Source organism: Calothrix sp. NIES-3974 (genome assembly GCF_002368395.1).
In the GTDB taxonomy this organism is placed as follows: Bacteria; Cyanobacteriota; Cyanobacteriia; order Cyanobacteriales; family Nostocaceae; genus NIES-3974.
In genome coordinates, this window is the sequence record NZ_AP018254.1 from 5,949,377 (window position 1) to 5,974,001 (window position 24,625).

Here is a 24,625-nt window from a genome sequence, read left to right on the forward strand (position 1 = left end):
CCAAATCTGGTAAACAACCGCTATGATTACACATGCTTTGGGTTCGGATGCTGACAACACATCGCCGTGGCAGAAACACAATCTAGTTACAACCCGATTGAGGAGAAAACATGCTGGAATTATTTGGCTCAGGTTTGTTGACAATCTGGCTAGAAATGGCTGGTGTGCAAGTTAAGCCATTGAATTTATGGGAAACGTTAGCTTGGCAAAACAATCCTGGTCTAGTTCTTGCTCCCGACCCCAATCCCACTGGAGCTTCCACTGTACAAAAATATTTCCAAGAATTGGCAACATCAAAGCTAATCACCCCGGAAACTCTCCAAAGTCAGGGGATTTGGATGCAGTCAGGGCCAATGCTCATGGCAAATCATCAAGGAACTACGCCGTTACCTGCTGCATCCCTCACTAAAATTGCCACATCTTTGGTAACTTTACATAAGTTAGGTGCGAATTACGAGTTCCCCACCACCTTCAGCACCACCGGAACAATTGAAAATGGTATCCTCAAGGGTGATTTAGTTGTAAATGCTGGTGGTGATCCTTTGTTTGTTTGGCAAGATGCCATTACAATCGCCAATAAACTCAACCGTATGGGTATCCGCCAAGTCCAGGGTAATTTGGTAATTGCTGGTAATTTTGCGATTAATTTTCAAACCAATCCCCTCATTGCTGGGGAAGCTCTCAAACAGGTTTTCCACTCCAGCAAATGGACAAGGGTAATGCAAATTCATTACTCCACTATGCCCAAAGGTACTCCTAAACCCCAAGTAGCGATCGCAGGTAAAGTGGAATTAGCAACCCAAGAACCCGCCAATCAAAAATTACTAATTCGTCACCGTTCCCTACCCCTGAAACAGTTAATTAACGAGATGAACGTATTTAGTAATAACGAGATGGCGGAAATGCTTGCGCAAGCAGTAGGAGGAGCAACGGCAGTTCAAGCGGAAGCGGCTAAATTAGCCCATGTTCCCCCAGGAGAGATTCTGTTAATTAATGGTTCCGGATTAGGGGTGGAAAATCGTATTTCTCCCCGTGCAGCCTGTGCCATGTTAATGGCCCTACAACGGGAAGCTACTCCCTATGGTATCACAGTCGCCGATCTATTCCCAACGGCTGGATTTGACCACAGGGGGACAATGCACGCACGCAAATTACCCAATGCGACGGTGATGAAAACAGGGACATTACGGGAGGTTTCCGCACTCGCAGGGGTTGTACCCACCCGCGATCGCGGTTTAGTCTGGTTTGCAATTATTAACCGTGGTCCGTTTATCCCGGCTTTCCGCCAAGAACAGGATAAATTTTTACAAGCACTGGTTAAACAGTTACAGGAACCCACTCAAACTCCCCATGCGATCGCTCCCCATTCCGGGAAAAAACCAGTTCCCATCCTCGGTAGTGATGAACGGAATGAAATTGTTTACGGAGGATGATTGGATTTTGGATTTTGGATTTTGGATTACTTGAATGTGAGGTTGATCGACTATCGGCACTTAAACATTTTTGAGGCAGAAATCAGCTTCAAACCCATACAGGGGAAGGAAAATACACTACATGCTCAAAAATGCTTGAAACCTAGATATAGCATAATGCTGACTACATATCAGGGGCTGTAACCGTTGATTATTCTAGTTTCATTTATTGCAAAGTACAAGAGAATCGATATTACCAATTCCAAAAATGTTGGCAACACATATTTAACATGAGACGCAGCAATGCTACGTCTCGACAAAATTCATCTGTCGCCTTCTTTGTGCAAATTAGTATAATTTCCTAATTCCCTGGAAAATTGGGGATAATGTCGGTGACGACACGACCGTTGCTTCCTCCCCCCTGGACAACAATATTTTGGGTTTGGAGATTGCCTTTTGCGGTATCACCCTTAAAGGTCATGGGTGGTTCTAGTTGTCGGTAATCCACATTTCCTCTTGCTTGGACTATTTGAGTGTCGAGAAACCAGGTAAATTCTTGCGATCGCAATGTTTGTCCTTTTGCTCCCACTGCACTCGCATTCCCGGTCATGACCACGGTTCGCTGGGGTATCCGAAATAAACCCCGGTCGGCTTTGGCTCTGACGTTTTCTGTTCGATACCAGGCATTTACCGGTGCATTTGTATTTACTGTTTCCGTTTGTAAATTCCAACTCATGGAGTCACTGACAATTTGCATGGCTGGATTAGCCAACTCGATTTGGGCATTTTTACTGATATTGACAATTTTAGTATTTAAATTGACATCAGCCCTATCCCCCCGACCACGGTCGGTAATCCGATTATTTTCGTAACGGTCAAATTGCATCGGGCGATCGCCGATTAATTTTTCCTGCTTAATCAACCACTTTAATTGTTCTGTCCGTATTTGTAAGCTTGGGTCAACGGATGTTGCCACAACTCCACCGGAAAAATCCACTTCCTCCTTCCTCGTCCTCACCCTAGCTTCCTGCGCAGTCGCTCGCATTTGTCGGTGAGTTCCATTCAGTTGATTCCGCATCAACAGCAAGTCTTCCTGGGGTCGCCATTCTAATTCATTCCCCCGCAACACCGTACCATTACGGGGGTCGGTGGCTACAATTTTACCTCTTAAAAATAATTGCTTACCTTTTTGTTCAATATCAGCTTTCTCTGCTGTCACTTGATATACAACCTTTCCATCCTGATAAAGTTCACCGAAGGGGTTATCTAAAATACCAATTTCCCGTTCTTGGTTATAACGTCCCCGTTTTGCACTCACTGTCCAAATCCTTCTACCAACTTCGTCCACTCCTTCTAAAACCCCATCAAACAGGGTCAAACTAGTTTCTGTATTGGTTCGGGTCGGTGTTGGTGTTGGCTGAACTGTACTATTTTGACTGCTACAGCCAATCAACCATAAACATAAACAGAGTATGGGCAATAATCGCCAATACCGATTCCGATCATGTCCAATTACAAACTTGTCATTGCCTACAAAGTGCAATAATCCGACAGTCCTTGTGATGGCTACACTCCATTTTTTGGCGATCGCAATCACATATCGTGATACAACGTTGATTCGTTGACCATATTGGCAAAAATACCCACAGAAAACGCACGAGTTTTTCCCCCGTGCGTGCATCAATTTTGGCATGTTCTTCCCCTGGTTGGATTGGCAATGCATTATTTACTGAATATGAATAGCGAGGGGATTGTTGACTGTTAACCGTTGACAGTGTTGCATTCAACCTCAACACCCTAAATATACAAACTTATAATGTGTAACAGCTTACTCCCTACTCTGGGATTTCTAAATGACTAGGTGCATCACTGGGTTGTTCCAAAAAATCCATCCCCGATAGGGGTCGATAGGGATAACTTTGACGGGGAGTTTTTTGAATGTCTTCCTTAACGGCTTCTAGGTCAATATAACGGTCGGAAACATTAATTAAACTATCACTCGTCATCGACCGTAGACTCACCACCTCAACCCTCACACCCCGATAGCTGACCGAATTCACCGCATAGGCTAAATCCCCATCCCCACTCACCAATACAGCCGTATCGTAGGAATCCACCAAAGCCATCATATCCACGGCAATTTCCACATCTAAATTGGCTTTTTTGGAACCATCTGGTAGCTGTACCAAGTCTTTAGCAATAACTCGATAACCATTGCGACGCATCCACAACAAAAAACCCTGCTGTTTTTCGTTAGTACGGTCAACACCTGTATAAAAAAATGCGCGTAACAGCCGCGAACCACCCGTTAATCTACATAGTAATTTGGTGTAATCAATTTCAATTCCTAATTGTAGGGCAGCATAAAACAAATTGGAACCATCTATAAAAATTGCGACTCGACCCCGATTCTCTAACACCTGCTCCGGTGTAAAGATCGAATCGTTCTCCAGGTTATTTAACATTTCTGTCATAGCCTCGTTTGTTATCATCGTGATCAAAGATACTTATCTAGGGTTTATTTAGGAAAATTACTAATTAGTAATCTGTTTTCAGAGCTAAATTAATTCAGCCCTGAAAAAAATAACAAAATAGAAAAAGTAAAATTGTAACTATTGAGTTGTTAGTTGGTTGGTGAGGGTGTGTCGATGCGTTTAAAAATGGGTTTTGGTTCTCCCAAGATTTGTGCGTCGCTCAAAAGTCCCCACTGGGAATGAATAGCAAATGGTATATGGGTAAATGTATTTTGGTCGTTAAAATTAACCGTAAATCCTAATTGGGTATATACATCATTGCTAATATTAGGGATAATTGGAGCTAGGAGGTAGGCGGCTAACCGTACCGACTCTAGGACTGCATATAATATTTCGCCAACAGCAGCACTGTTTCCTTGCTTGTATAAGGTCCACGGAGCTTGTTCGTCAATATATTTATTACAAGCCCTGACTAAGGTCATGGTGGCTTCACAGGCACGATTAAATGCAAGTGCATTGTAGGCGCTCTCTACTTCTTGAGCTAAATTGGCTCCAATGGCTTTCAGGGGATGGCTATCCGCGATATCCGCACTTTTGACTGGGGGAATTTTGCCGCCACAGTATTTTTTCACCATATTTAGGGTACGATTGAGTAGATTGCCCAAATCGTTGGCTAAATCTGCATTTAAAACATTGATGAACCTAATTTCATTAAAGTCGCCATCTTTGCCAAATTCGATTTCCTTAAGGAAGTAATAACGAACTGCATCGGCACCATAACGCTCGACTAAATCAATGGGGTCAATGGTGTTATCATTGCTTTTACCCATTTTTTGTCCATCTTTGGTTAAAAACCCGTGACCAAAGACCTTTTCTGGGAGTTCTAACCCTGCGGACATGAGCATGGCTGGCCAATAAACGGCGTGGAAACGCAAAATATCTTTACCAATCAGATGTAAATTAAATGGATACCATTTAGCTATCGCATTTTCCAGGGTCGGTTCATCATCGGGTTCTAACATCCCGGTAATATAGGCTAGTAAAGCGTCAAACCAAACATACAGAGTATGTTTTTGGTCCTTTGGCATGGGAAAACCGCAATTGACGTTGACCCGGGTAATGGAAAAATCCTGTAAGCCTTGCTTGACAAAATTCAAGACCTCATTGCGACGACTAATGGGTTGAATAAAATCGGGGTTATCTGCATACAATTTGAGTAAATCGTCTTGGTATTTAGATAGGCGAAAAAAATAATTTTCCTCATCCCGCCATTCCACCTCTTTATTAGTGTGAATCGGACAGCGATTTCCTGGGAGCAATTCTCGCTCTTCTTTGAATTCTTCGCAGGAAACACAGTACCAACCTTTCTGTTGACCGAGATAAATATCGCCCTTAGCCCATACCCGTTCAAAGAATTGATTCACTATTTGTTGATGGCGCTCGGCACTGGTGCGGCTAAATCGGTCATACTTAATATTGAGTACATCCCATAATTTGAGAAAATTGGGCACAATTTGATCACAAAAAGCCTGGGGTTCTAGTCCTTTGGCTGCGGCTGTACGCTCAATTTTTTGCCCATGTTCATCGGTTCCAGTGACGAATAAAACCGGATGACCTAACGCACGTTTGAAGCGAGCGATCGCATCGGCAGCAATTGTTGTGTAGGCACTACCGATATGGGGTAAGCCATTGACATAATAAAGAGGTGTAGTCAGTGCAAATGTTGTTCGAGTCGGATTCACAATACCCATGCAATTTCTAATAGATTTTTTTTATGTTTGTTATGTCCATTTTAATTAAAACCACGTAATTATATAACATTCACAAGGGTTTTTCAAGTTGCTTTTTTATCCTAGCAAAGTTCTCGCCTGTTGAATGAATCAATTATGAACTATTTGTTCTCGCCATGAACTTTATGGAATTTATTTGTAGTCAATCAATTTTAACCTTTAAAGAAATATCAAGATTCCCAACGAAAATGAGACGATAATTTGTCAAAATTGAGATTGAATCAAACCCCCCAATATTTTTCCATAGTTTTAGACTAAGAATGTAGTTTTTTTCGCAATTACTTCCCCATGACTTAGTTGAGGTGGGTAAATGAATAAATTCCTTCAGTCAAAGTTACAGCGAGAATGGTAAACTTTAATCCCGCAAATCAACTGAGATTTCTTCAGTCCACTCCCTACGACCCCAACCGACCCCTATTTATCTATTTACCAGGGATGGATGGAAGTGGATTACTACTGCGATCGCAAATTCCCGCTTTAGAATCTAAATTTGAAATTCGTTGTGTATCGATTCCTGTCACAGACCGTAGTGGATGGATATATCTAGCTAAACAGGTCATCGAACTCCTAGAACAGGAACGCATAGCCAACCCCCACCGTTCCATCTATTTGTGTGGAGAATCCTTTGGAGGTTGTTTAGCCATGCAAGTTATGGTCAGCAATCCCCAATTATTCACCCGCATCATCCTCATCAACCCTGCTAGCGCCTTCCACCTGCGTCCTTGGTTACATTGGGCTTCTCAGTACACCAACTTTATCCCAGCATTTGTATATAGTTTGACCACAACGGGTTTTATCTCGATTTTAGCGTCCTTACCACGGATTCCACCGGAAAATCGCGACCTATTATTTCAAGTGATCAATAACATCCCACCTCCAACTGTTTTTTGGCGGATTGAGATGCTGCGTAATTTTTCCATTCCCCCAGAACAACTCCGACGTATCTACAAACCCATACTATTAGTAGCCAGTGGTGGCGATCGCCTTCTCCCTTCCATAGCTGAAGCTCAAAGACTGACCGAACTTTTTCCAAATGCTTCTATCAGTATATTACCAAATAGTGGTCATGCTTGTTTAATTGAAGATGAAGTGAATCTGTATGAGATTATCAAACAGGCTGATTTTGTGGATGATTAATCAGAAACGCAGGGAATAGGGAGAGCTTTTGGGAGTAAGTAGGGTCTGTGGAAAAAGTCTTTTCGTGAGGGTAGAATCGTTTTCAGCCAACTATTTGTTCACAAGAGCCAAAAAATCGCAAATACCGGGTTTTTCAGGCTGACATACCTGCTTGGAAAGCACTTTTGGCGACTATAATCTTCTCAATTCCTTGTGAAATATAGAGACGCGATATACCGCGTCTTTACTATTAATTTATCTTTACTATTAATTTATCTTTACTATTAATTTAATTATTTATCTCCTGGATTCTGTCCCCTAAAACCCGTAAATTTACCCATCCAACCAGGAAAATCCACAAAAAATTGTTTTCCCCATGACAAAAATAGGGACACTTGGAAAAATCTGAGTTAAACTAAGTAAGTGCTAAGGGGTGGTCATCCCCACCCGCATTAGCAGAGGAACGCTAAAGTGTAAAGTACCACAATATTTCCGACCTATGCGTCCGCATTTCTTCGGAAATAGTGCTAAAGACAACTTTTTAAAATACGTGGTTACACAGACAATTGGGACGAACACTGTTGTGAAGTGTTCGTCCCATAGTTGTCGGTTCACGATAGCTGGAAATATGGAGGGATTAGGGAGTAGGTAAAATCGGAACTTACCCTCACAAACTTTATCCCTCCTGTATTCTGTTCCCAAAGCTAGTTTTCCACCGTTTTCCGGATACGTTCAGCCCTAGCAGCAGCAGAATTCATCACTTCTTCGCGGTTTTCCAGGATTTCCCCAGGATAATTTTCCAAAACCTTAGTCGAAAGGGAAATTCTTCCCCGACCCTCTTCTAAATCGATAATGATTGCCTTCACTTTCTGTCCGATTTGAAAGACGGTCTCCAGGTTATCAATAAACTTTTGGGTGACTTGTTTAATATGGAGTAAAGCACTCACCCCATCAATATCCACAAATAGACCGAATGGCTTAATCCCCGTAATTTCCCCTTCTACCAATTGACCAATTTCCAAATTACTAAAGCTTGCAGAACGGGTTGCTAAACGCTGAGACAGAACAATTCGCTTATTAACCCGGTCAACCTCCAAAAAACCAACCGTTAGTTTTTGTCCCACCAAAGCTTCCAAATTCTCTCGTTCCAGCAAATGCGATCGCGGTACAAATCCCCTTAATCCTTCCACATTCACTGTCACACCTCCCTTATTGACGCTGACGACGCGCACATCAACGCTTTCGGAATTCTCTTGCATTGTCGCTAAACGACCCCAAACCTGCCTTAATAATAACTGCTTGCGGGACAGGGTGACTTGACCATCGGAATCCTGGTCACGAATAATTAAAAAATCTAATTCATCATTGAGGGAAATTACCTCATGAATATCATTTACACTCCTCAAGGAGATTTCGTCACGGGGAACAAACGCTGAGGATTTGCCACCAATATCAACAAAAGCACCATCGGAGTCAATTTGATATACTTTGCCATGCACTATCTGACCGCGTTGGAACTGATAATCATGTTCATCAAGTGCTTTGACAAAATCGTCCATAGTGAACGGTGCTGATTGAGGAGTTTTTGCATTTGAATTCATAATTTCTGCACTGAAGTAAAAATGGAGTTATCAGTAAATTGATACTGATAACTAGGAAAGGGTTGTTGCAAACAATTGCTGGACTTGTTCCCAAGCATCGGCAGCTGCTACTGGATTATAACTGGGCCGATGGTCGCAGAAAAATCCGTGGTCTGCTCCATCGTAGCGAAAGACACGATGGGATATGTGATTTTTTGTTAATTCTGCCTCAATTGTATTGACTTGCTCTGGGGGAATGCTGGCATCTTCGTTGCCAAAAAACAAGTAGATTGTCCCTTGAATTTGTCCTGTCCGGGTAATGGTTGCTTCCCCACCCCCAGGAGTTGCGGTGGTAATCCGCGCTCCATAGAAGGATGCTGTGGCTTTAATTGCTGGTAAAGTAGCTGCCAAAAAAGCCACATGGCCACCAAAACAAAAGCCGATACAACCAATTTTTCCAGCTTTAACCGTTGGTAACATGTTTAAATAATCAATCGTAGCTTGAATATCACTGAGTAATTCCTCTGCTGTAGTTTGCTCCCATGCGTATTTCCGACCAATTTCCACATCCGCAGGTGTATAACCCGTGGCAAAACCTGGTGCTTGACGTTGGAATAAACTGGGAGCGATCGCCACATAGCCAGCACGGGCAATGCGTTCTGTTACTTGCTGAATGTGCTGATTAACACCAAATATTTCCTGTAATACTACGATGGCGGGATAGGTTCCCGGTGCATGAGGCTGGGCTAAATAGGCGGAAATTTTTAATTCGCCATTGGTGATGTCAACTGTTCGAGTATCGATTACACTGTCTGTCATAATAGTTTTTACCAGTATCCTCTGCCAGGTGTGATGTTTTGTAATGTCAATAACGATGGAATTCCATTGACCAGGATATCGGTTGACGGCAGAAATTGCATTCGCATTTTTGCCTTTTCATATTTCCATGTATAAATAAAATATTTGACAAATAGATTACTAGGCAGCTGGTTTTATGCCATCATTAGCAACATTGGAGGTCTGGAGATGATCCAATTCCGCATTCAACCGGACAGTGAAATACCTGCGTCCACCCAGCTGTTTAATCAAATTCGATTTGCGATCGCTTCGCGTCAGTATCCACCGGGATATAAATTACCTAGTACACGAGCGTTAGCAATGCAGACGGGGTTACATCGTAATACTATCAGTAAAGTCTACCGCCAGCTGGAAGAAGACGGCTTTGTCGAAAGTTTAGCTGGTTCAGGAATCTATGTGCGTGCGCAAGGTCATGAAGGTGGGAGCAGACTGCGATCGCCTATTCTTGCAGAACATCCGGAAGCCTACAAGGTCGTCCGTACTGCCCTGGATGACCTACTTTCCCAAGGTTGCTCCCTCAATCAAGCCAGGGAAATATTTTTAGCCGAAGTTGATTGGCGATTACGTTGTAGTGCAAGAGTTCTCGTGGCTGTTCCCAGCCAAGATATCGGTGCGGGAGAATTAATGGTGGATGAACTGGAACAAGCACTGAGAATTCCCGTACAATTAGTGGCAACGGAAGAATTAGGTATCGTATTGGAACAAACCACATCCGCAACAGTGGTGACAAGTCGGTATTTTATCGCCGAAGTAGAATTAATTGCAGCTCCAAAGTCAGTACGTGTGATTCCCCTCGATATCCATGACTATGCCAAAGAACTAAATATGGTTAAAAGTCTTAGTAAAGATAGTTGTATCGGTATTGTCAGTCTTAGTTCCGGGATTTTACGGGCGACAGAGGTGATTTTACATGGTATTAGAGGTGATGAGTTGCTAGTGATGACGGCTCAACCCAAGGACACCTACAAACTCCATGCAATTGTCAAACGAGCGCAAATCATTTTTTGTACAGATCAACCAAGTCACAATGCGGTGCAAGCAGCTGTACAAATGTTAGCCGATGACCTAATCCGTCCACCGAAATTAGCGCGTTGTGATAATTATATCGGTGAAAAATCCATTAATTTACTCAAGCGTGAGTTGGGATTAGGATGAGGAGATTTTAAATATGGTATTGATACTTCCAACCCTAATTGTTGGGATTAGGATGAGGAGATTTTAAATATGGTATTGATACTTCCAACCCTAATTAAGGTGAATTCGACGAATTATATATAAACGCTATAATCCTTGTGAATCAAGGATTTTGAAAGTTAAGGTTTAAAGTAACCTCATCCATTAGTTGAGAACAAAGTCAATAACTGACTGATTCCAGGTTTAATGATTTTATTCTCAACATTATACTCGGAGGTTTTTAGAAACTTCTATTTTCTACGAATGGTACTGGACAAGAGTTTCAGGCTTTATAACTCATCGAACTCACGTTAATTAAGACATGTTATACTCCCTACTCCCGATTAGAAAATAAAATCCCGAACCACTTGTAAGTAATCCTGTTGCGCTTCCAACATGGGGAAATGACCCGTTTGGGGAATAATGGCTAATTGCAGTTGGGGATTGAGTTTAACAGCTTGTTGAGCTAAAGTTGCGGGGATAATTTTGTCATATTGTCCAGAGATTAACAAAGTGGGTGTCCGTAATTCGATAAATTTCTGGGGAATCACCTCCGCTTGATACTTACTCACAGAGGTAAAAATTGTTCCTAAAGCGGCATTTTCATCGGCGAGCAAAAAATCCTCCAAAAATTCCTTCCGTTCCGGTGGAGAGATGGGACGGTGTAAAAATCGAGCCATAAAAACTTGGTCTACAAAGGGGAGATTCTTTAACCATTGGGGACGAAATTTGACGACGTAACCACCAAAGCGATAAAAGGCTGCAAAGGCTTTTTCGTCGTACTCAAACACACCACTACACACTAAAATTCCTTTCTCCACACGTTCAGGATAGTAGGATAAAAATAATGTACCAATGGCAGCTCCCATTGAATGGGCATGAATATATACAGGTTGGGAAGTAATATTTAAACTATCCAGTAAAATCGCCAAATCGTGGGCATATTCACTTAAATCGTAACTCGGTAAGATTTGGTGAGGTGCGATCGCTATTGCTGGAGAACGTCCAAATCCCCGTAAATCGTACAGCAAACAATCAAAATCTCCACTCAAAGCAGTGGCTATTTTCCGCCAATACCGTGATGACCCACCCCAACCATGAATAAACACCATCACTGGTTTGCTATCTTCACCAGCAGGGTTTTTGATCCATTCGTAATAGTGTGTAACTCCACGTACAACAACTTCTGCCATCGGGGAATTTTTCCTGAATCTATATCCCCATTCTGGCAGATTTTAGCATTCGAGAAATGTCATGTGCAAAATTCTCGAATAAATTTTGCACGACATACCCAGATCAAACATCTAGTCCAAAACTTAGCACAAAGTCAAAAGGCAAACGAAATCATCACGAATATAAAAGCTTTTCAGCCATTTTCAACAAATTGATTTCTGCCTCCCTGTACTAGCTAATTTTTCGATTTACCTGACATGCTGTCTCCTTAATTCTTTAAGCTGATTCCGGCTTGGGTAAAGAGGAAGGATGTACTAATAACTCCGCCGTGGAACGCTTTTCAACCATTTCTCTAGTCACCACACAACGGGATACATCCTTACGGGAAGGTAACTCATACATCACATCCAACATCAACTCCTCCACAATTCCCCGCAATGCCCTGGCTCCAGTTTTGCGACGATATGCTTCCTGGGCGATCGCCCGTAATGCATCGGGTTTGAAGTCTAGTTGGACATTATCCATATTTAGTAGCTTTTGATATTGCTTAATCAAAGCGCTACGGGGTTGGGTCAAGATTTCAATTAGGGCTTCCTCATCGAGGGGGTCAACAACTGCCACCATTGGTACCCGACCAATAAACTCCGGAATCATCCCAAATTTTACTAAGTCATTGGGTTCCAAATGATGCAAGGTATCCGCAATGCGTTTTTCCTTCGATTGTCCTTCTCCGGGCTGAACAAAACCAATCGTCTTTTTCCCAATCCGCTGTTCAACGACCTTTTCCAAACCCACAAAAGCACCACCACAAATAAATAAAATATTACTGGTGTCAATTTGGATACAGTCTTGATAGGGGTGTTTCCGTCCACCTTGGGGAGGTACATTGGCGATTGTTCCTTCCAACATCTTCAGTAAGGCTTGTTGCACACCTTCCCCAGAAACGTCGCGAGTAATCGAAGGATTTTCACTCTTACGAGCAATTTTGTCGATTTCATCGATATAGATAATTCCCCGTTGGGCTTCTTCTACATCTAAATCAGCTACCTGTAACAGCCTTAATAAAATATTCTCCACATCCTCGCCAACATAGCCAGCTTCCGTGAGGGTGGTTGCATCGGCAACTGCAAAGGGTACATCGAGGATTTTGGCTAGGGTCTGGGCTAAAAGCGTTTTCCCACAACCAGTAGGTCCAATCAAGAGAATATTTGACTTTTGTAGTTCAACCCCATCCTCTGTCCCTGCTTTACCAGTATTTTTAGCATGAATTAGAGACAGACGTTTGTAGTGGTTGTAAACTGCCACCGAGAGAACTTTTTTCGCCTCGTCCTGACCGATGACATGTTCGTCCAGATACTTTTTAATTTCTCGGGGTTTAGGGATTTGATTAAACGAAAAACTGGTAGACCGGGTACGACGCTTTTGCGCAGGTTCAGAACGAGGTGCGGATTGCGCTGTAGCCCCGTTTGTATCTAATAATTCTTCATCGAGAATTTCATTACACAGATCGACGCATTCATCGCAAATGTAGACTCCCGGTCCCGCGATTAATTTGCGCACCTGCTCCTGAGACTTGCCACAAAACGAACATTTTAAATGGGAGTCGTACTTAGACATACCAGCCTCTTATTTGACAATGGTGACATTTTCCCGTTTAGTGGGAACTTCTTGACGTGTGATGACCTGATCAATCAAGCCATAGGCTTTTGCTTCTTCTGCCGACATGAAAAAGTCGCGTTCAGTATCGGCTTCGATTCTTTCTAGGGGTTGTCCTGTGTGTTTTGCTAGCAACTGATTCAGCTTGGATTTATGATACAGAATTTCTTTTGCTTGAATTTCAATATCAACGGCTTGACCTTGAGCTCCACCAAGGGGTTGGTGAATCATAATCCGTGAATCGGGTAGGGACATGCGTTTACCGGGGGTTCCTGCGGCTAACAGAAACGCTCCCATGCTAGCTGCTAATCCAAAACATATGGTAACAACATCGGGACGAATTTGCTGGATCGTATCATAAATAGCCATGCCTGCGGTGACGGAACCTCCAGGAGAGTTGATATACAACTGGATGTCTTTTTCCGAGTCATCGGCATCTAGGAATAGCAATTGAGCCACAATCGAATTGGCGATATTGTCATCTACCTGGCTTCCTAGGAAAATAATTCGTTCCCGTAATAAACGAGAATAAATATCAAAGGCTCTTTCCCCGGTTCCTGATTGTTCGACAACCATTGGAACGATGTTCGCAGGTGCTAACTGCGAGGTGATGGGAGCATAGGCGATACTGTTGAGTGGGTAATTTCCCGACTGCGATACAAACATACCAATATCTGAGGGTTATTTACGAGAGTGTGTCGATTTGGCTGCGGTGATACCGCCCATACCAGGATGATTTTTCTCCCTGGCTTCATAGACTATTATGCCTTATCTAATTTTTTCTCGTCTAACCAGATTAACAACCGATAGGGGTAATATTGGCGACGATTTATTTAAGATTATTTAAAGAATGATGAGGCTAGCATGGATTTTAAAAATATAATTTGCTAGCTTCAAAGGCTATCGGGGAAAATGATTTGCCATCCAGTAGTTGGAAATCATCGACCGCCTTATGACTCAGTAGATTCACTGGTTTCAGTTTCCACTACTTCCACTACATCGGTTTCCGTGACATCTGTTTCTGGTTTACTTAATGTGCCTTCTGGAACTAATTCAACATGGGATTGACTGAGGAGCCAGTCGAGGATTTTTTCCGTGAGTAGGTCGTTTTCGACGACGCTTTGGAGACGTTCTAAATCGATATCTTCGTCACCGTATTCTGCGAGTATTTCCTGAAGGCGTTGTTGAATTTCCTCCGGGGTAGTTGTGAGGGATTCCCGTTTGCCGATTTCTCGGAGTGTGAGGGAACGCTTAATGCGATCGCACGCTTCAGCGCGAGAGCGTTCTCGAAGTTGGGGAATCACGTCGGGTGTAAAGAATTTTTTGATATCTAGTCCCTGTTGGGATAAACGAATGGCAGTTTGGGTGAGCATTGCATCGATTTCTTTATCGATGAGGGTTTCGGGTAAATCGATTTCGACGTGTTTGATTAATTCCGTTAATAATGCTTCCTGTTGGTTCGATTTTGTGCGATCGCTAGCCTCCTGTTGAAATTTCTCTTCTAGGGACTGGCGTAATTCCGCCATTGTTTTTTTATCGCTTACTTCTTGAGCAAAATCATCGTTATAGGGCGGTAATTCTTTGGCTTTGAGGTCTTTTAAGGTGACGGTAAATTTGGCAGGTTTACCAGCTAATTCTTCATTGGGATAGGGGTCGGGAAATTGGGCAGTAATTTCCTTGGTTTCTCCCAGATTCATTCCCACCATTCCCGAAATAAATCCAGGGATAAATTTATCTTCTTGTAATTCGATCTGAAAATCGTTGGCTTCTCCTCCGGGTATGGGTTCCTCTTCCCCTTCAGCTTTCACAAATACCCCTTTAAAATCAACCACAGCAACATCCCCTAGCTGACATGGTCTTCCCTCCACAGGAACCAGGTTCGCCATCATCATCCGTTCTTTTTCCAGAACTTCATCCACTTTTTCGGGATTGTATTTGACTTCCTCTGCTTGTACAGTCAAACCCGTATACTGTTTGAGATGAATTTCTGGCTCCACATCCACTGCTGCGGCAAAAGTTAAGGGTTTACCAGGCTCATAATTGGCGATTAAATCATCAAAAGACGAGCGTAAACGGGGTTGACCAATAGCCGGAATTTTTTCTTGCTCCAGTGCTTTTGTAATTCCATCCTGAATTATTTCCTCCAGCGCAGCAGCCTTGATCCGCGTCATTCCTAAACGCTGAAGTAAAATCGGACGGGGGACTTTGCCTTTACGAAACCCAGGAATATTAGCGGTACGCGCTAAATTTTGTACAACTTGTTCGTAGGTTTTTTTGGTGGTTTCTGAGGCAATCTCTATTTCTAGACCGATTTGGCTTGCGGGAAGTTTTTCCTGGGTAACTTTCATACTAGGTCTCGATAAATAAAATAATTCAAACAATGTAGGTGCAACAGTCGCGATCGCGAAAGAGTGATCCCGGATTTCTCACAAGTTAAGTTATAAGTCTTGAGTGACGGATGAATTTTCCTTCTACTCCCTACTCCCTGTAGGTTTGAGGAATTTGTGAGAAATACAGGTTGTCAGAGCTTTGTCATGCCAACTGCATTCTGTCTGGTTTCTCCAGTATCAGCATATTTCTTGCAGTTGCGGCCATGCGCTGCACATGCAACAGTTAAGTTTACTGCGAATCTCCATTGATGATGCCATATTCCCGAATAAAATTATTTTCACCTTGGTTTCGCGATCGCGATCGCATCACAATTCCTGCATTTTGACCTAGACGCGCTACTTGCACCGGAGTTTGTCAACTGCGCACAAAAAGCTGGCTACGCAAAGAACTGAGGAACAAAGGTGAATCACGGATGACAACGAATTGTTTTTCCCACTATTCCCTACTCCCCACTCCCTAAAAGTTTTCGGGAAATAGCTTTTAGTTTCATCTGCTTGAGCATCGGCACAAATCCAGTTGTGTCATGGTTAGATCACACAAGGTTATGCTAAGAAAGCGAAATAATTGTTCGCAGGAGCAGATTTTAGGATAAAATCGGTAATCGTGATTATAGAGGAAAAATCTGCTAATCTAAATTTTAGCTGGCGATGGCCAAAAACCTGACCTAACTGTAAGTCGGTTATATAGGTTATATAGTTGTGCAGGGCTTGTTGACTTCAAAGCAATCATTTTCCATCTCGACTTAGACTTAGGGAATAAGTATACACTAACCTAATTAGATGGAACGAAAATTGATTCTGATATCGTAAAAATACACTAACATAATTAGATGGAACGAAAATTGATTCTGATACCGTAGAAGATATTTGGTATATTATTGATGATACTGACAAGCCAAATTTCCATAACCCAGACAAAAGCCAATCAAAGCAGTCTGCGATACCCATGATTAACTGAAGTCTCCCTGAATCCGCAGCAAATTCGTTGCAGTATCCCATGAAATATGAAATTAGCTTTATCAAAATATTTTTAAATGATTTGTAATTTTTGTTTAACATCTAAACTTAACTTTTATTTGACTTTATATTTATTATATTTATTTAGTTACAAACAAAGAACATCGATATTCTTCTCAGCAAAGAGAACTCAACTAACCTAAAACATAACCCTTAATACTAAACACAGCACCTAAAAATAAACAGGAGGAAAAAACTTTGCCAAAATCCTATAGCGTAGCAATCTTGGGTGCTACGGGTGCAGTCGGTAGAGAACTGTTAGCATTACTAGAAACTCGTAATTTCCCCCTTGCGCAACTAAAATTATTAGCATCACCCCGCAGTGCTGGAGTCATGCTACCTTTTAAAGGCGAACCAATCCCCGTCGAGCCAGCAGATACCCAATCCTTCCAGGGAATTGATTTAGTACTAGCTAGTGCCGGAGGTTCCACATCCAAAGCTCTAGCACCAGCAGCAGTAGCAGCAGGAGCAGTCGTCATTGACAATTCCAGCGCATTTCGGATGCACCCAGAAGTACCCCTAGTTGTTCCAGAAGTCAATCCCCACGCAGCAGCCATCCATCAAGGTATCATCGCCAATCCCAACTGCACAACCATTTTGATGAGTTTGGCAACTTACCCGCTTCATCGCATTCAACCCATCCGTCGGATTGTGGCAGCAACTTACCAATCAGCCAGTGGAGCGGGAGCGCAAGCGATGGAGGAGGTGAAATTACAAACCCAGGATATTCTGGCGGGAAAATCACCCCAAACGGAAATTTTCCCCTATCCCCTGGCATTTAACCTATTTCCCCACAACTCACCCCTGAATGAGTTTGGGTATTGTGAGGAGGAAATGAAAATGGTGAACGAAACTCGTAAAATTTTCGATAGTCCGGAGATTCGGATCACAGCCACCTGTGTACGGGTTCCCGTATTGCGGGCCCATTCGGAAGCAATTAACTTAGAATTTGATACACCCTTTAGTCCTGATTTAGCCAGGGAAGTGCTTGCGCAAGCTCCAGGAGTAGAATTAGTGGAAGACTGGCAAGCCAATTACTTTCCCATGCCGATAGATGCAACTGGTCGTGATCCAGTTCTGGTAGGGAGAATTCGCCAAGACCTTTCCCATCCCTGCGGCTTGGATTTGTGGCTGTGTGGAGACCAAATTCGCAAGGGTGCAGCCTTGAATGCTGTACAGATTGCTGAGTTACTGGTGGAAAATCATTGGCTCAAACCAGCGATCGCGACTCTTAATGCATGAAAAGCATCGCTAGCTCAATCCCGCAAGCAATTCCCTTGTCAGGGTATCAGGAAACAGCGCTGAGGATATTATACATCCTAACTCACAGACCCATAGCTCCGCAAGACGACTTCCTGGGTTTCTGGAAAGGACTTTGAAAGTAATTAATACCAATTTGCAAACAGAAGGCGACAGACGAAAAGATAAAACCTACACATGACAAGGGTTTACCAATCCATATAAGTAGTGAGAAGTTTCCGGCAATCAAGCTGCACGGATCCAATCCGACTTTTCTATCGGTAAAACAGTCAGTTCGGGTAATCCCGAATGGTTATAGGGTAATGACGCTTACATACATCATTATGTTTATATATTTTTATCCTTGACTAGTACATAGGGGTATTTTATAGTCTTAAGTTTGAGCGACAACATCAGCCAGTGTTATTTATCCACTATGAGTTTGAGATATTTTCATGTTTAATTAAGCTGGGGAAGCGACGTAATTTATGGGGTAATGACTTCTGATTTTTAGTGATTGGGAAAAATGGGCCAATAAAGCATTAAACTTGGATTTTGAAGGGAGAATAATATCATCGAAAAATACATTGATCCAATCAGGATTGACGCACATAGTATCGATTGCAAACACTAGGGGAAGATAGAATAATTTCCCAAAAAACGCATTTATTTGTCACCATGTGACGAGTATGCAAGCCCTACAAATAAATCATAATTAATTGGCAAAAGGGAGTAGACAAAGGGTGGTAGACTTTGGAAGTATATTAACGGCGATGATTACACCATTTCGTGAAGATGGTAGTGTCAATTATGACTGTGCTGCCAAACTCGCTCAGTATTTGGTGAACCACGGCACAGATACGGTGGTTGTCTGTGGTACAACCGGGGAATCACCGACTTTAACCTGGGACGAAGAATACCAATTGTTCTCCGTTGTCCTGGAAGCAGTGGGAAAACATGCTAAAGTGATGGCAGGATGTGGTTCTAATTCTACCAACGAAGCGATCGCCGCCACCCAAAAAGCAGCTAAAATAGGAGTGCATGGTGTTTTACATGTGGTACCCTATTACAATAAGCCTCCCCAGGAAGGATTGTATCGACACTTTCAAGCGATCGCGGCTGCGGAACCAGAACTACCAGTGCTTTTGTATAACGTTCCGGGACGAACAGGACAAAATTTAAGTGCCCTAACGGTTGCCAGATTAGCAGAAATATCGAATATCATTGGAATCAAAGAGGCGAGCGGAAATATCGATCAAGTAAGTGAAATTAGTCGCTTGACACCACCGGAGTTTCAAATTTACTCTGGAGATGATTCCCTCACCCTACCAATGTTGTCCCTAGGAGCCAAGGGTGTAGTCAGTGTGGCATCCCACTTAGTTGGTAATCAGTTGCAGGCGATGATACAGGCTTATCGGTCAGGTGATGTGAGTCAAGCAACATCGATTCATTTGCGTTTATTTCCCCTGTTTAAAGCGTTGTTTATGACAACAAATCCGATTCCGCTCAAATTAGCCTTGAATTTGCAAGGTTGGCAAGTTGGTTCTCTGCGCCTACCTTTAATGATGGACAACAGCCCAGAATTAAGGCAGAATTTACAAACCATTATGAATGAGTTAGGTTTATTAGAATTGCAAATAGTTTAATGGAAAATAAAATCAAGCCAAAGGTTGTCAAAAATACATATTATAATGTGCGTGAATATAACTAAATTTAAGTCTCTGAAAACCGTGTTATTACTGATTTTATGAAAACATAAAGTATCGAGAGTATTAAACATATTTGAATTGAAATCTTGGAACTATTGATCACCAGACAAATTGCAGATAAGCTGAAAACTTATTTGTGACTAGCTAATTGGCAAAATCTAGCAAAAACTAGATGTAATTTTTGCAATCTCTTCCTCAGAGCTAAAGCAATCAAAGCTGAATCAGCAGTAAATATTTTTGGTTCTAATTGATTCTCAAAAATTTAAAATTAGTAAATTTTCAGTATCAAAAGCAACAAATATCGAAAACATAATTAAAGTTACAACTAAGGAGCAAATGGCTAAGAACAATAATTTGGCCGCCCTCAAAATTATTCCTTTGGGCGGTCTGCATGAGATTGGCAAAAATACCTGTGTATTTGAATACGAAGATGAGATGGTCTTGTTAGACGCAGGATTAGGCTTTCCCGGTGACGGGATGCACGGTGTAAATATTGTTTTGCCAGACATGACCTATGTGCGGGAGAACCGTCACAAAATCAAAGGGATGATTGTCACCCACGGACATGAAGACCATATAGGTGGGATTGCCTTCCATCTCAAGCAATTTGAGATTCCGGTGATTTATGGACCAAGACTAGCAATGGCAATGCTAGAAGGCAAACTAGAAGAAGCCGGAGTTCGCGATCGCACAGAATTGCGCAGTGTCAAACCCCGTGACATGGTGCGGATTGGCAAACATTTCCTAGTAGAATATATTCGCAACACCCATTCAATGGCGGACAGTTTTACGGTGGCAATTCACACACCATTGGGTGTAGTTGTGCATACAGGAGACTTTAAATTTGACCACACACCCGTTGACGGGGAAAGATTTGATATTCAACGCCTAGCCGAACACGGCGAAAAAGGAGTGCTGTGTTTATTAAGTGATTCTACTAATTCAGAAGTACCAGGATTTACACCTTCCGAACGGTCAGTTTATCCCAACCTCGACCGCGTATTTGCCCAGACAACGGGACGAATGTTTATAACCACCTTCGCGTCGAGTATTCATCGGATCAACATCGTATTGCAACTGGCACAGAAATATAATCGTGTTGTGAGCGTGGTCGGGCGATCGATGTTAAATTTGATAGCCCATGCTCGAAATTTAGGTTACGTCCAGTGTCCAGACGAGCTACTCCAACCCCTCCACACCCTACGGAACTTACCAGATGAGAAAGTGTTGATTTTAACCACAGGTTCCCAGGGCGAGCCGATGGCAGCCATGACTAGAATTGCCAATCGGGAACATCCCCATTTACGTATTCGTGAAGGGGATACGGTTGTTTTCTCGGCGAATCCAATTCCCGGTAATACGATTGCGGTAGTGAACGTGATCGATAAATTGATTATGCAAGGTGCGAATGTCGTTTATGGACGAGATAAAGGCATACATGTATCCGGACATGGTTGTCAAGAAGATCAGAAATTGATGTTGGCATTGACAAAACCAAAATTTTTCGTACCCGTGCATGGGGAACATCGGATGTTAGTTAAACATTCACAAACAGCCCAAAGTATGGGTGTTCCCAAAGAGAATATAGTAATTATTGATAATGGGGATATTATTGAGCTAACCAAAGAATCGATTCGGGTAGCTGGAAGAGTTCAAGCTGGGTTGGAACTAGTTGATACCTCCAGTTCGGGTATGGTCAGCGCCAAAGTTCTAGAAGAACGGCAGAAAATGGCGGAAGAAGGGTTAGTTACCATTGCCGCAGCTGTTGGTTGGCAAGGTAAACTATTAGCCCGTCCCGAATTGCATATGCGTGGTGTCGTCACCAGCATGGAAAAATCGATCTTACAAAACTGGGTGAAACAGAAAGTCGAGGATATCCTGAATAATCGCTGGGGTGAATTTGCCCAAACAATTGATAATAAACCGGAAGTTGATTGGGTTGGATTGCAAACCTTGATCGAAAAGGATTTAGCCCGCTCTTTGCGTCGTGAGTTGCAATGTCAAGCAACAGTCACCCTCTTATTGCAAGTACCAGAAGAAGCACCAACAACAACGGTAAAGGTAGCAGCGACGACTACCGTGAATGACGGTAGACGCAGACGGACACGGACTGCTGCACAACAGGTCGCATCCTAACTTTATTTTGGAGTTGACCAAAAATATCAGGCGTTCCTGAGAACGCCTTTTTGGTCTTGTTTGATTTGGTAATCCTGTAATTTAGACTTTTATTTCGGGTCTGCGGAAAAAGTCTGAAGCGTGAGGGTAGGGAGTAGTTTTAACCCCTAAATCAGATTTTGGCGATCGCAATTCATTTAACGTGAATTTGACGGATTTTAAACGCTACAATCCCTGTGAATCAATGATTTTGTCAGTTAAAGTTCACAGTCACCTCATTCATTAGTTGAGAACAAAGTCAATAACTGGCTGATTCCAGATTTACTGATTTTATTCTCAATATACTAGAAGGTTTTTAGAAACTTTTATTTCCCACGAATAATACTGGACAAGAGTTTTAGTCTTTATTAATAATCGTAGCCAGCTTCGGCCTAGGAGTACTCAAGTTCAGTTAGTGTTTCTGGTAAAATGGAAATTCCCCTAAGAAAAAAGCCTGATATGTAGCGACCATTAGCGTAAACGATATTAACACACTTGACAAACACCATCTTTGATATTGTCGCTAAAATAGGAATTTTCTTCAGAAAGCAAAATCAGGTAATAGGGGTTATGGGAAATAGTGAACATACCCTCAACATTTGTGATGAAAGATCCGTGTAATCAGTAACTTTATAGGGAGAGGAGAGAGTTAAAAACTACAGATTCTTCTGCTTCTCTCCCTTTCCCAGGGGGAATATCACTCTACCGTAACGCTTTTCGCGAGATTTCTTGGTTGATCCACATCTAAACCGCGACGGGCTGCGATTTGATAGGCTAATAGTTGTAAAGGCACTACTGTTAATAATGGTGATAGTAACTCATCCACTTCCGGAACAGCAATCATATCATTAAACACGTCAGCAGCCTCACCGTGGTTAACTGGTGTCACCCCAATCAAGCGAGAATCACGGGCTTTGGCTTCTTGAGCATTGGAGATGACTTTTTCGTAGACACTTCCCGGTACTGCCACTGCAACGACGGGTACTTTCGCGTCTAAAAGGGCAATTGGTCCATGTTTCATTTCTCCGGCTGGGTAGCCTTCTGCATGAATATAGCTGATTTCTTTGAGTTTGAGTGCCCCTTCTAAGGCAATAGGGAAGTTAATTCCCCGACCTAAAAAGATAAAATCTGTGGTTTCGGCGAAGTCGTGAGCTAGGTGTTCGGTAAATTTTTCTTGCTTGTCTAGATTGGCTTCGATGGCTTCGGGAATTTGCCGTAGTTGGGCAATAATTTGCTGGAGTTTGTCTAGGGAAACTGTTCGCTGGCGGTAGGCTAAATCAATCGCCAGGGCGTAAAATGCCATTAATTGGGCAGTGAAGGTTTTGGTGGCAGCTACACCAATTTCAATTCCAGCCAAAGTATTGATAATATGGGGAACCAGGTATCCCAGACTACTTTCGGGACGGTTGGTAATTCCCAATAATTTAGCTTGGTATTTGTCTTCCCGTCCTTGACGACGTTCCTTTTCCATTGCCAAAGCTGCCAAAGTGTCGGCGGTTTCCCCTGATTGGGTGACACCGATGGTGAGGGTGTTGGCGGTTAATGGGGTGGGTGCATAGCGAAATTCGGAAGCGTACTGAACTTGGGTGGGGATTTGGGCCAGTTGTTCGAGTAAGTATTTACCCACTAGGGCTGCGTGCCAACTTGTACCACAGGCGACGATTTGGATTTGTTCCAGGTTGGTATAAAATTCTGGGGGTAGCCCTAAATTGACGGGAGAATCGTCCGTTGTCGATGCTTGGAAGTAGGCATCGAGACTAGCTCTGACCACACCTGGCTGCTCGTAGATTTCCTTGAGCATGAAGTGTTTGAATCCCTGTTTTTCCACCATTGTGGGACTCAAATTCAGCCGACGGGGTTGTTTTTTGAGGCGATGGCCAGCAAAGTCGTATATTTCTACGCCAAGGGGGGTTAAACGGGCAATTTCGCCATTTTCCAGGGGGAGGACGGTCTGGGTATAGTTGACAATGGCTGGGGTGTCGGATGCACAGAAAAATTCCCCTTGTCCAAAGCCGATGACGAGGGGAGCTTGTTGACGAATCACAATTAGTTCGTCAGGATAATCTGCACACACCACTGCAACTGCAAAGGCACCTGTTAATTCGTGGGTAGCTTTACGGACAGCCTCAAAAAAATAAGATGTATTAGTGACTTCTGCTAGAGCTTCTTCTTCCTGGAGGTAGCGAGCGATGAGGTGGGGGATAACTTCGGTGTCTGTTTCGGAGAGGAATTCTACACCAAAACTTCTTAATTTATCACGTAATTCCCGATAGTTCTCGATAATACCATTTTGGACAACGGCAACTCGACCAGCACCATCCATGTGGGGATGGGCATTGTGTTCTTCTGGTTTGCCGTGGGTAGCCCAACGGGTGTGACCGATACCGATAGGAGCGAAGTGTTCATATTGTTCTAATTTTGACTTGAGGTGGGATAATTTCCCCTTAGCGCGAACACTTTGAATTGTGCCTTCCCAAATCGTTGCGACTCCAGCAGAGTCGTAGCCTCGATATTCCAGCTTTTCTAATCCGGATACTAAAATTTCCGCCGCACTTTGTGTGCCAATATACCCAACAATTCCGCACATGGCTAACACCACTCTGCTATAAGGACGATTTATTTATGTATTTTTTGCGATCGCAAATCAGGCACTTTCGCAAAAAACAGCTACAAATACAAAATACAAATAAAAATTTTAAGTATATTTTCCCAGGTTAGGGAGGGGTCGCGATCGCATTTGCAGAAAATTTACTAAGACTTGATGGGAGGATGGGAAGTTTATACTCTTAATGAATAGGATGTTGAATGCTGAAGCTTTGGCTGGTAAGCTTTTGAATCATCCATTGGTCATCATCATTTTCCTAATTGGTTTTAAATTCATCTG

At 42.7% G+C, this 24,625-nt stretch carries 16 protein-coding genes; 6 read left to right on the plus strand and 10 right to left on the minus strand.

Annotation, left to right across the window (positions count from 1 at the left end):
- Nucleotides 1-110 precede the first annotated feature (110 nt).
- The gene (locus CDC37_RS23685) at nucleotides 111-1,433 is read left to right on the plus strand and encodes a D-alanyl-D-alanine carboxypeptidase (protein WP_096625715.1); all 1,323 of its coding nucleotides are present in this window, start codon (nucleotides 111-113) and stop codon (nucleotides 1,431-1,433) included.
- Nucleotides 1,434-1,773: 340 nt separating this feature from the next.
- Here the strand turns inward: CDC37_RS23685 and lptC are convergent, their stop codons facing one another.
- The 3 genes from lptC to metG form a co-directional block, all read right to left on the minus strand.
- Nucleotides 1,774-3,105 (minus strand): LPS export ABC transporter periplasmic protein LptC, encoded by a 1,332-nt coding sequence (gene lptC / locus CDC37_RS23690; RefSeq protein WP_231943161.1) that lies wholly within the window; start codon nucleotides 3,103-3,105, stop codon nucleotides 1,774-1,776.
- 142 nt (nucleotides 3,106-3,247) lie between these two features.
- Nucleotides 3,248-3,877, minus strand: a complete 630-nt coding sequence (locus CDC37_RS23695; protein WP_096626607.1) for a LabA-like NYN domain-containing protein — start codon at nucleotides 3,875-3,877, stop codon at nucleotides 3,248-3,250.
- A gap of 158 nt (nucleotides 3,878-4,035) precedes the next feature.
- On the minus strand, nucleotides 4,036-5,637 hold the full coding sequence (gene metG, locus CDC37_RS23700) for a methionine--tRNA ligase (RefSeq protein ID WP_096625717.1): 1,602 nt from the start codon (nucleotides 5,635-5,637) through the stop codon (nucleotides 4,036-4,038).
- Between the two features lie 384 nt (nucleotides 5,638-6,021).
- On the opposite strand from metG, the gene CDC37_RS23705 reads away from it, so the two are divergent.
- Nucleotides 6,022-6,813 (plus strand): alpha/beta fold hydrolase, encoded by a 792-nt coding sequence (locus CDC37_RS23705; RefSeq protein ID WP_172892821.1) that lies wholly within the window; start codon nucleotides 6,022-6,024, stop codon nucleotides 6,811-6,813.
- A gap of 683 nt (nucleotides 6,814-7,496) precedes the next feature.
- Here the strand turns inward: CDC37_RS23705 and CDC37_RS23710 are convergent.
- Together CDC37_RS23710 and CDC37_RS23715 are read right to left on the minus strand one after the other, a co-directional pair.
- Nucleotides 7,497-8,393, minus strand: a complete 897-nt coding sequence (locus CDC37_RS23710; RefSeq protein WP_096625719.1) for a S1 RNA-binding domain-containing protein — start codon at nucleotides 8,391-8,393, stop codon at nucleotides 7,497-7,499.
- Nucleotides 8,394-8,444: 51 nt separating this feature from the next.
- Complete coding sequence (locus tag CDC37_RS23715) at nucleotides 8,445-9,191, minus strand: dienelactone hydrolase family protein (protein ID WP_096625721.1); 747 nt, start codon at nucleotides 9,189-9,191, stop codon at nucleotides 8,445-8,447.
- A 207-nt stretch (nucleotides 9,192-9,398) separates the two neighbouring features.
- Between CDC37_RS23715 and CDC37_RS23720 the strand changes: the two genes are divergently transcribed.
- On the plus strand, nucleotides 9,399-10,385 hold the full coding sequence (locus CDC37_RS23720; RefSeq protein ID WP_096625723.1) for a GntR family transcriptional regulator: 987 nt from the start codon (nucleotides 9,399-9,401) through the stop codon (nucleotides 10,383-10,385).
- A 362-nt stretch (nucleotides 10,386-10,747) separates the two neighbouring features.
- On the opposite strand, the gene CDC37_RS23725 is transcribed toward CDC37_RS23720, so the two are convergent.
- The 4 genes from CDC37_RS23725 to tig form a co-directional block, all read right to left on the minus strand.
- Nucleotides 10,748-11,596: an alpha/beta fold hydrolase gene (locus CDC37_RS23725; RefSeq protein WP_096625725.1), complete on the minus strand. Its 849-nt coding sequence runs from the start codon at nucleotides 11,594-11,596 to the stop codon at nucleotides 10,748-10,750.
- Nucleotides 11,597-11,852: 256 nt separating this feature from the next.
- Complete coding sequence (gene clpX / locus CDC37_RS23730; protein ID WP_096625727.1) at nucleotides 11,853-13,193, minus strand: ATP-dependent protease ATP-binding subunit ClpX; 1,341 nt, start codon at nucleotides 13,191-13,193, stop codon at nucleotides 11,853-11,855.
- Nucleotides 13,194-13,202: 9 nt separating this feature from the next.
- Nucleotides 13,203-13,898 (minus strand): ATP-dependent Clp endopeptidase proteolytic subunit ClpP, encoded by a 696-nt coding sequence (clpP, locus tag CDC37_RS23735; RefSeq protein ID WP_096625729.1) that lies wholly within the window; start codon nucleotides 13,896-13,898, stop codon nucleotides 13,203-13,205.
- A 284-nt stretch (nucleotides 13,899-14,182) separates the two neighbouring features.
- On the minus strand, nucleotides 14,183-15,580 hold the full coding sequence (gene tig, locus CDC37_RS23740) for a trigger factor (protein ID WP_096625731.1): 1,398 nt from the start codon (nucleotides 15,578-15,580) through the stop codon (nucleotides 14,183-14,185).
- 1,257 nt (nucleotides 15,581-16,837) lie between these two features.
- Here tig and CDC37_RS23745 point away from each other — a divergent pair.
- From CDC37_RS23745 to CDC37_RS23755, 3 genes are all read left to right on the plus strand, one after another.
- Nucleotides 16,838-17,881: an aspartate-semialdehyde dehydrogenase gene (locus CDC37_RS23745; protein WP_096625733.1), complete on the plus strand. Its 1,044-nt coding sequence runs from the start codon at nucleotides 16,838-16,840 to the stop codon at nucleotides 17,879-17,881.
- Nucleotides 17,882-18,621: 740 nt separating this feature from the next.
- Nucleotides 18,622-19,524 (plus strand): 4-hydroxy-tetrahydrodipicolinate synthase, encoded by a 903-nt coding sequence (dapA, locus tag CDC37_RS23750; RefSeq protein ID WP_096625735.1) that lies wholly within the window; start codon nucleotides 18,622-18,624, stop codon nucleotides 19,522-19,524.
- Nucleotides 19,525-19,923: 399 nt separating this feature from the next.
- A complete protein-coding gene (locus tag CDC37_RS23755) occupies nucleotides 19,924-21,723 on the plus strand; it encodes a ribonuclease J (RefSeq protein WP_096626611.1) in 1,800 nt (599 codons plus the stop codon).
- A gap of 715 nt (nucleotides 21,724-22,438) precedes the next feature.
- Here CDC37_RS23755 and glmS read toward each other — a convergent pair.
- Nucleotides 22,439-24,328 carry a glutamine--fructose-6-phosphate transaminase (isomerizing) gene (glmS, locus tag CDC37_RS23760; protein ID WP_096626613.1) on the minus strand — a complete coding sequence of 630 codons (1,890 nt, stop codon included), beginning with the start codon at nucleotides 24,326-24,328 and terminating at the stop codon, nucleotides 22,439-22,441.
- Nucleotides 24,329-24,625: the final 297 nt, after the last annotated feature.

Coding starts and splice junctions, on each gene's coding strand:
- CDC37_RS23685 (WP_096625715.1), top strand. CDS start 111: ATGCTGGAATTATTTGGCTCAGGTTTGTTGACAATCTGGCTAGAAATG.
- lptC (WP_231943161.1), bottom strand. CDS start 3,105: ATGCCAAAATTGATGCACGCACGGGGGAAAAACTCGTGCGTTTTCTGT.
- CDC37_RS23695 (WP_096626607.1), bottom strand. CDS start 3,877: ATGTTAAATAACCTGGAGAACGATTCGATCTTTACACCGGAGCAGGTG.
- metG (WP_096625717.1), bottom strand. CDS start 5,637: ATGGGTATTGTGAATCCGACTCGAACAACATTTGCACTGACTACACCT.
- CDC37_RS23705 (WP_172892821.1), top strand. CDS start 6,022: ATGGTAAACTTTAATCCCGCAAATCAACTGAGATTTCTTCAGTCCACT.
- CDC37_RS23710 (WP_096625719.1), bottom strand. CDS start 8,393: ATGAATTCAAATGCAAAAACTCCTCAATCAGCACCGTTCACTATGGAC.
- CDC37_RS23715 (WP_096625721.1), bottom strand. CDS start 9,191: ATGACAGACAGTGTAATCGATACTCGAACAGTTGACATCACCAATGGC.
- CDC37_RS23720 (WP_096625723.1), top strand. CDS start 9,399: ATGATCCAATTCCGCATTCAACCGGACAGTGAAATACCTGCGTCCACC.
- CDC37_RS23725 (WP_096625725.1), bottom strand. CDS start 11,596: ATGGCAGAAGTTGTTGTACGTGGAGTTACACACTATTACGAATGGATC.
- clpX (WP_096625727.1), bottom strand. CDS start 13,193: ATGTCTAAGTACGACTCCCATTTAAAATGTTCGTTTTGTGGCAAGTCT.
- clpP (WP_096625729.1), bottom strand. CDS start 13,898: ATGTTTGTATCGCAGTCGGGAAATTACCCACTCAACAGTATCGCCTAT.
- tig (WP_096625731.1), bottom strand. CDS start 15,580: ATGAAAGTTACCCAGGAAAAACTTCCCGCAAGCCAAATCGGTCTAGAA.
- CDC37_RS23755 (WP_096626611.1), top strand. CDS start 19,924: ATGGCTAAGAACAATAATTTGGCCGCCCTCAAAATTATTCCTTTGGGC.
- glmS (WP_096626613.1), bottom strand. CDS start 24,328: ATGTGCGGAATTGTTGGGTATATTGGCACACAAAGTGCGGCGGAAATT.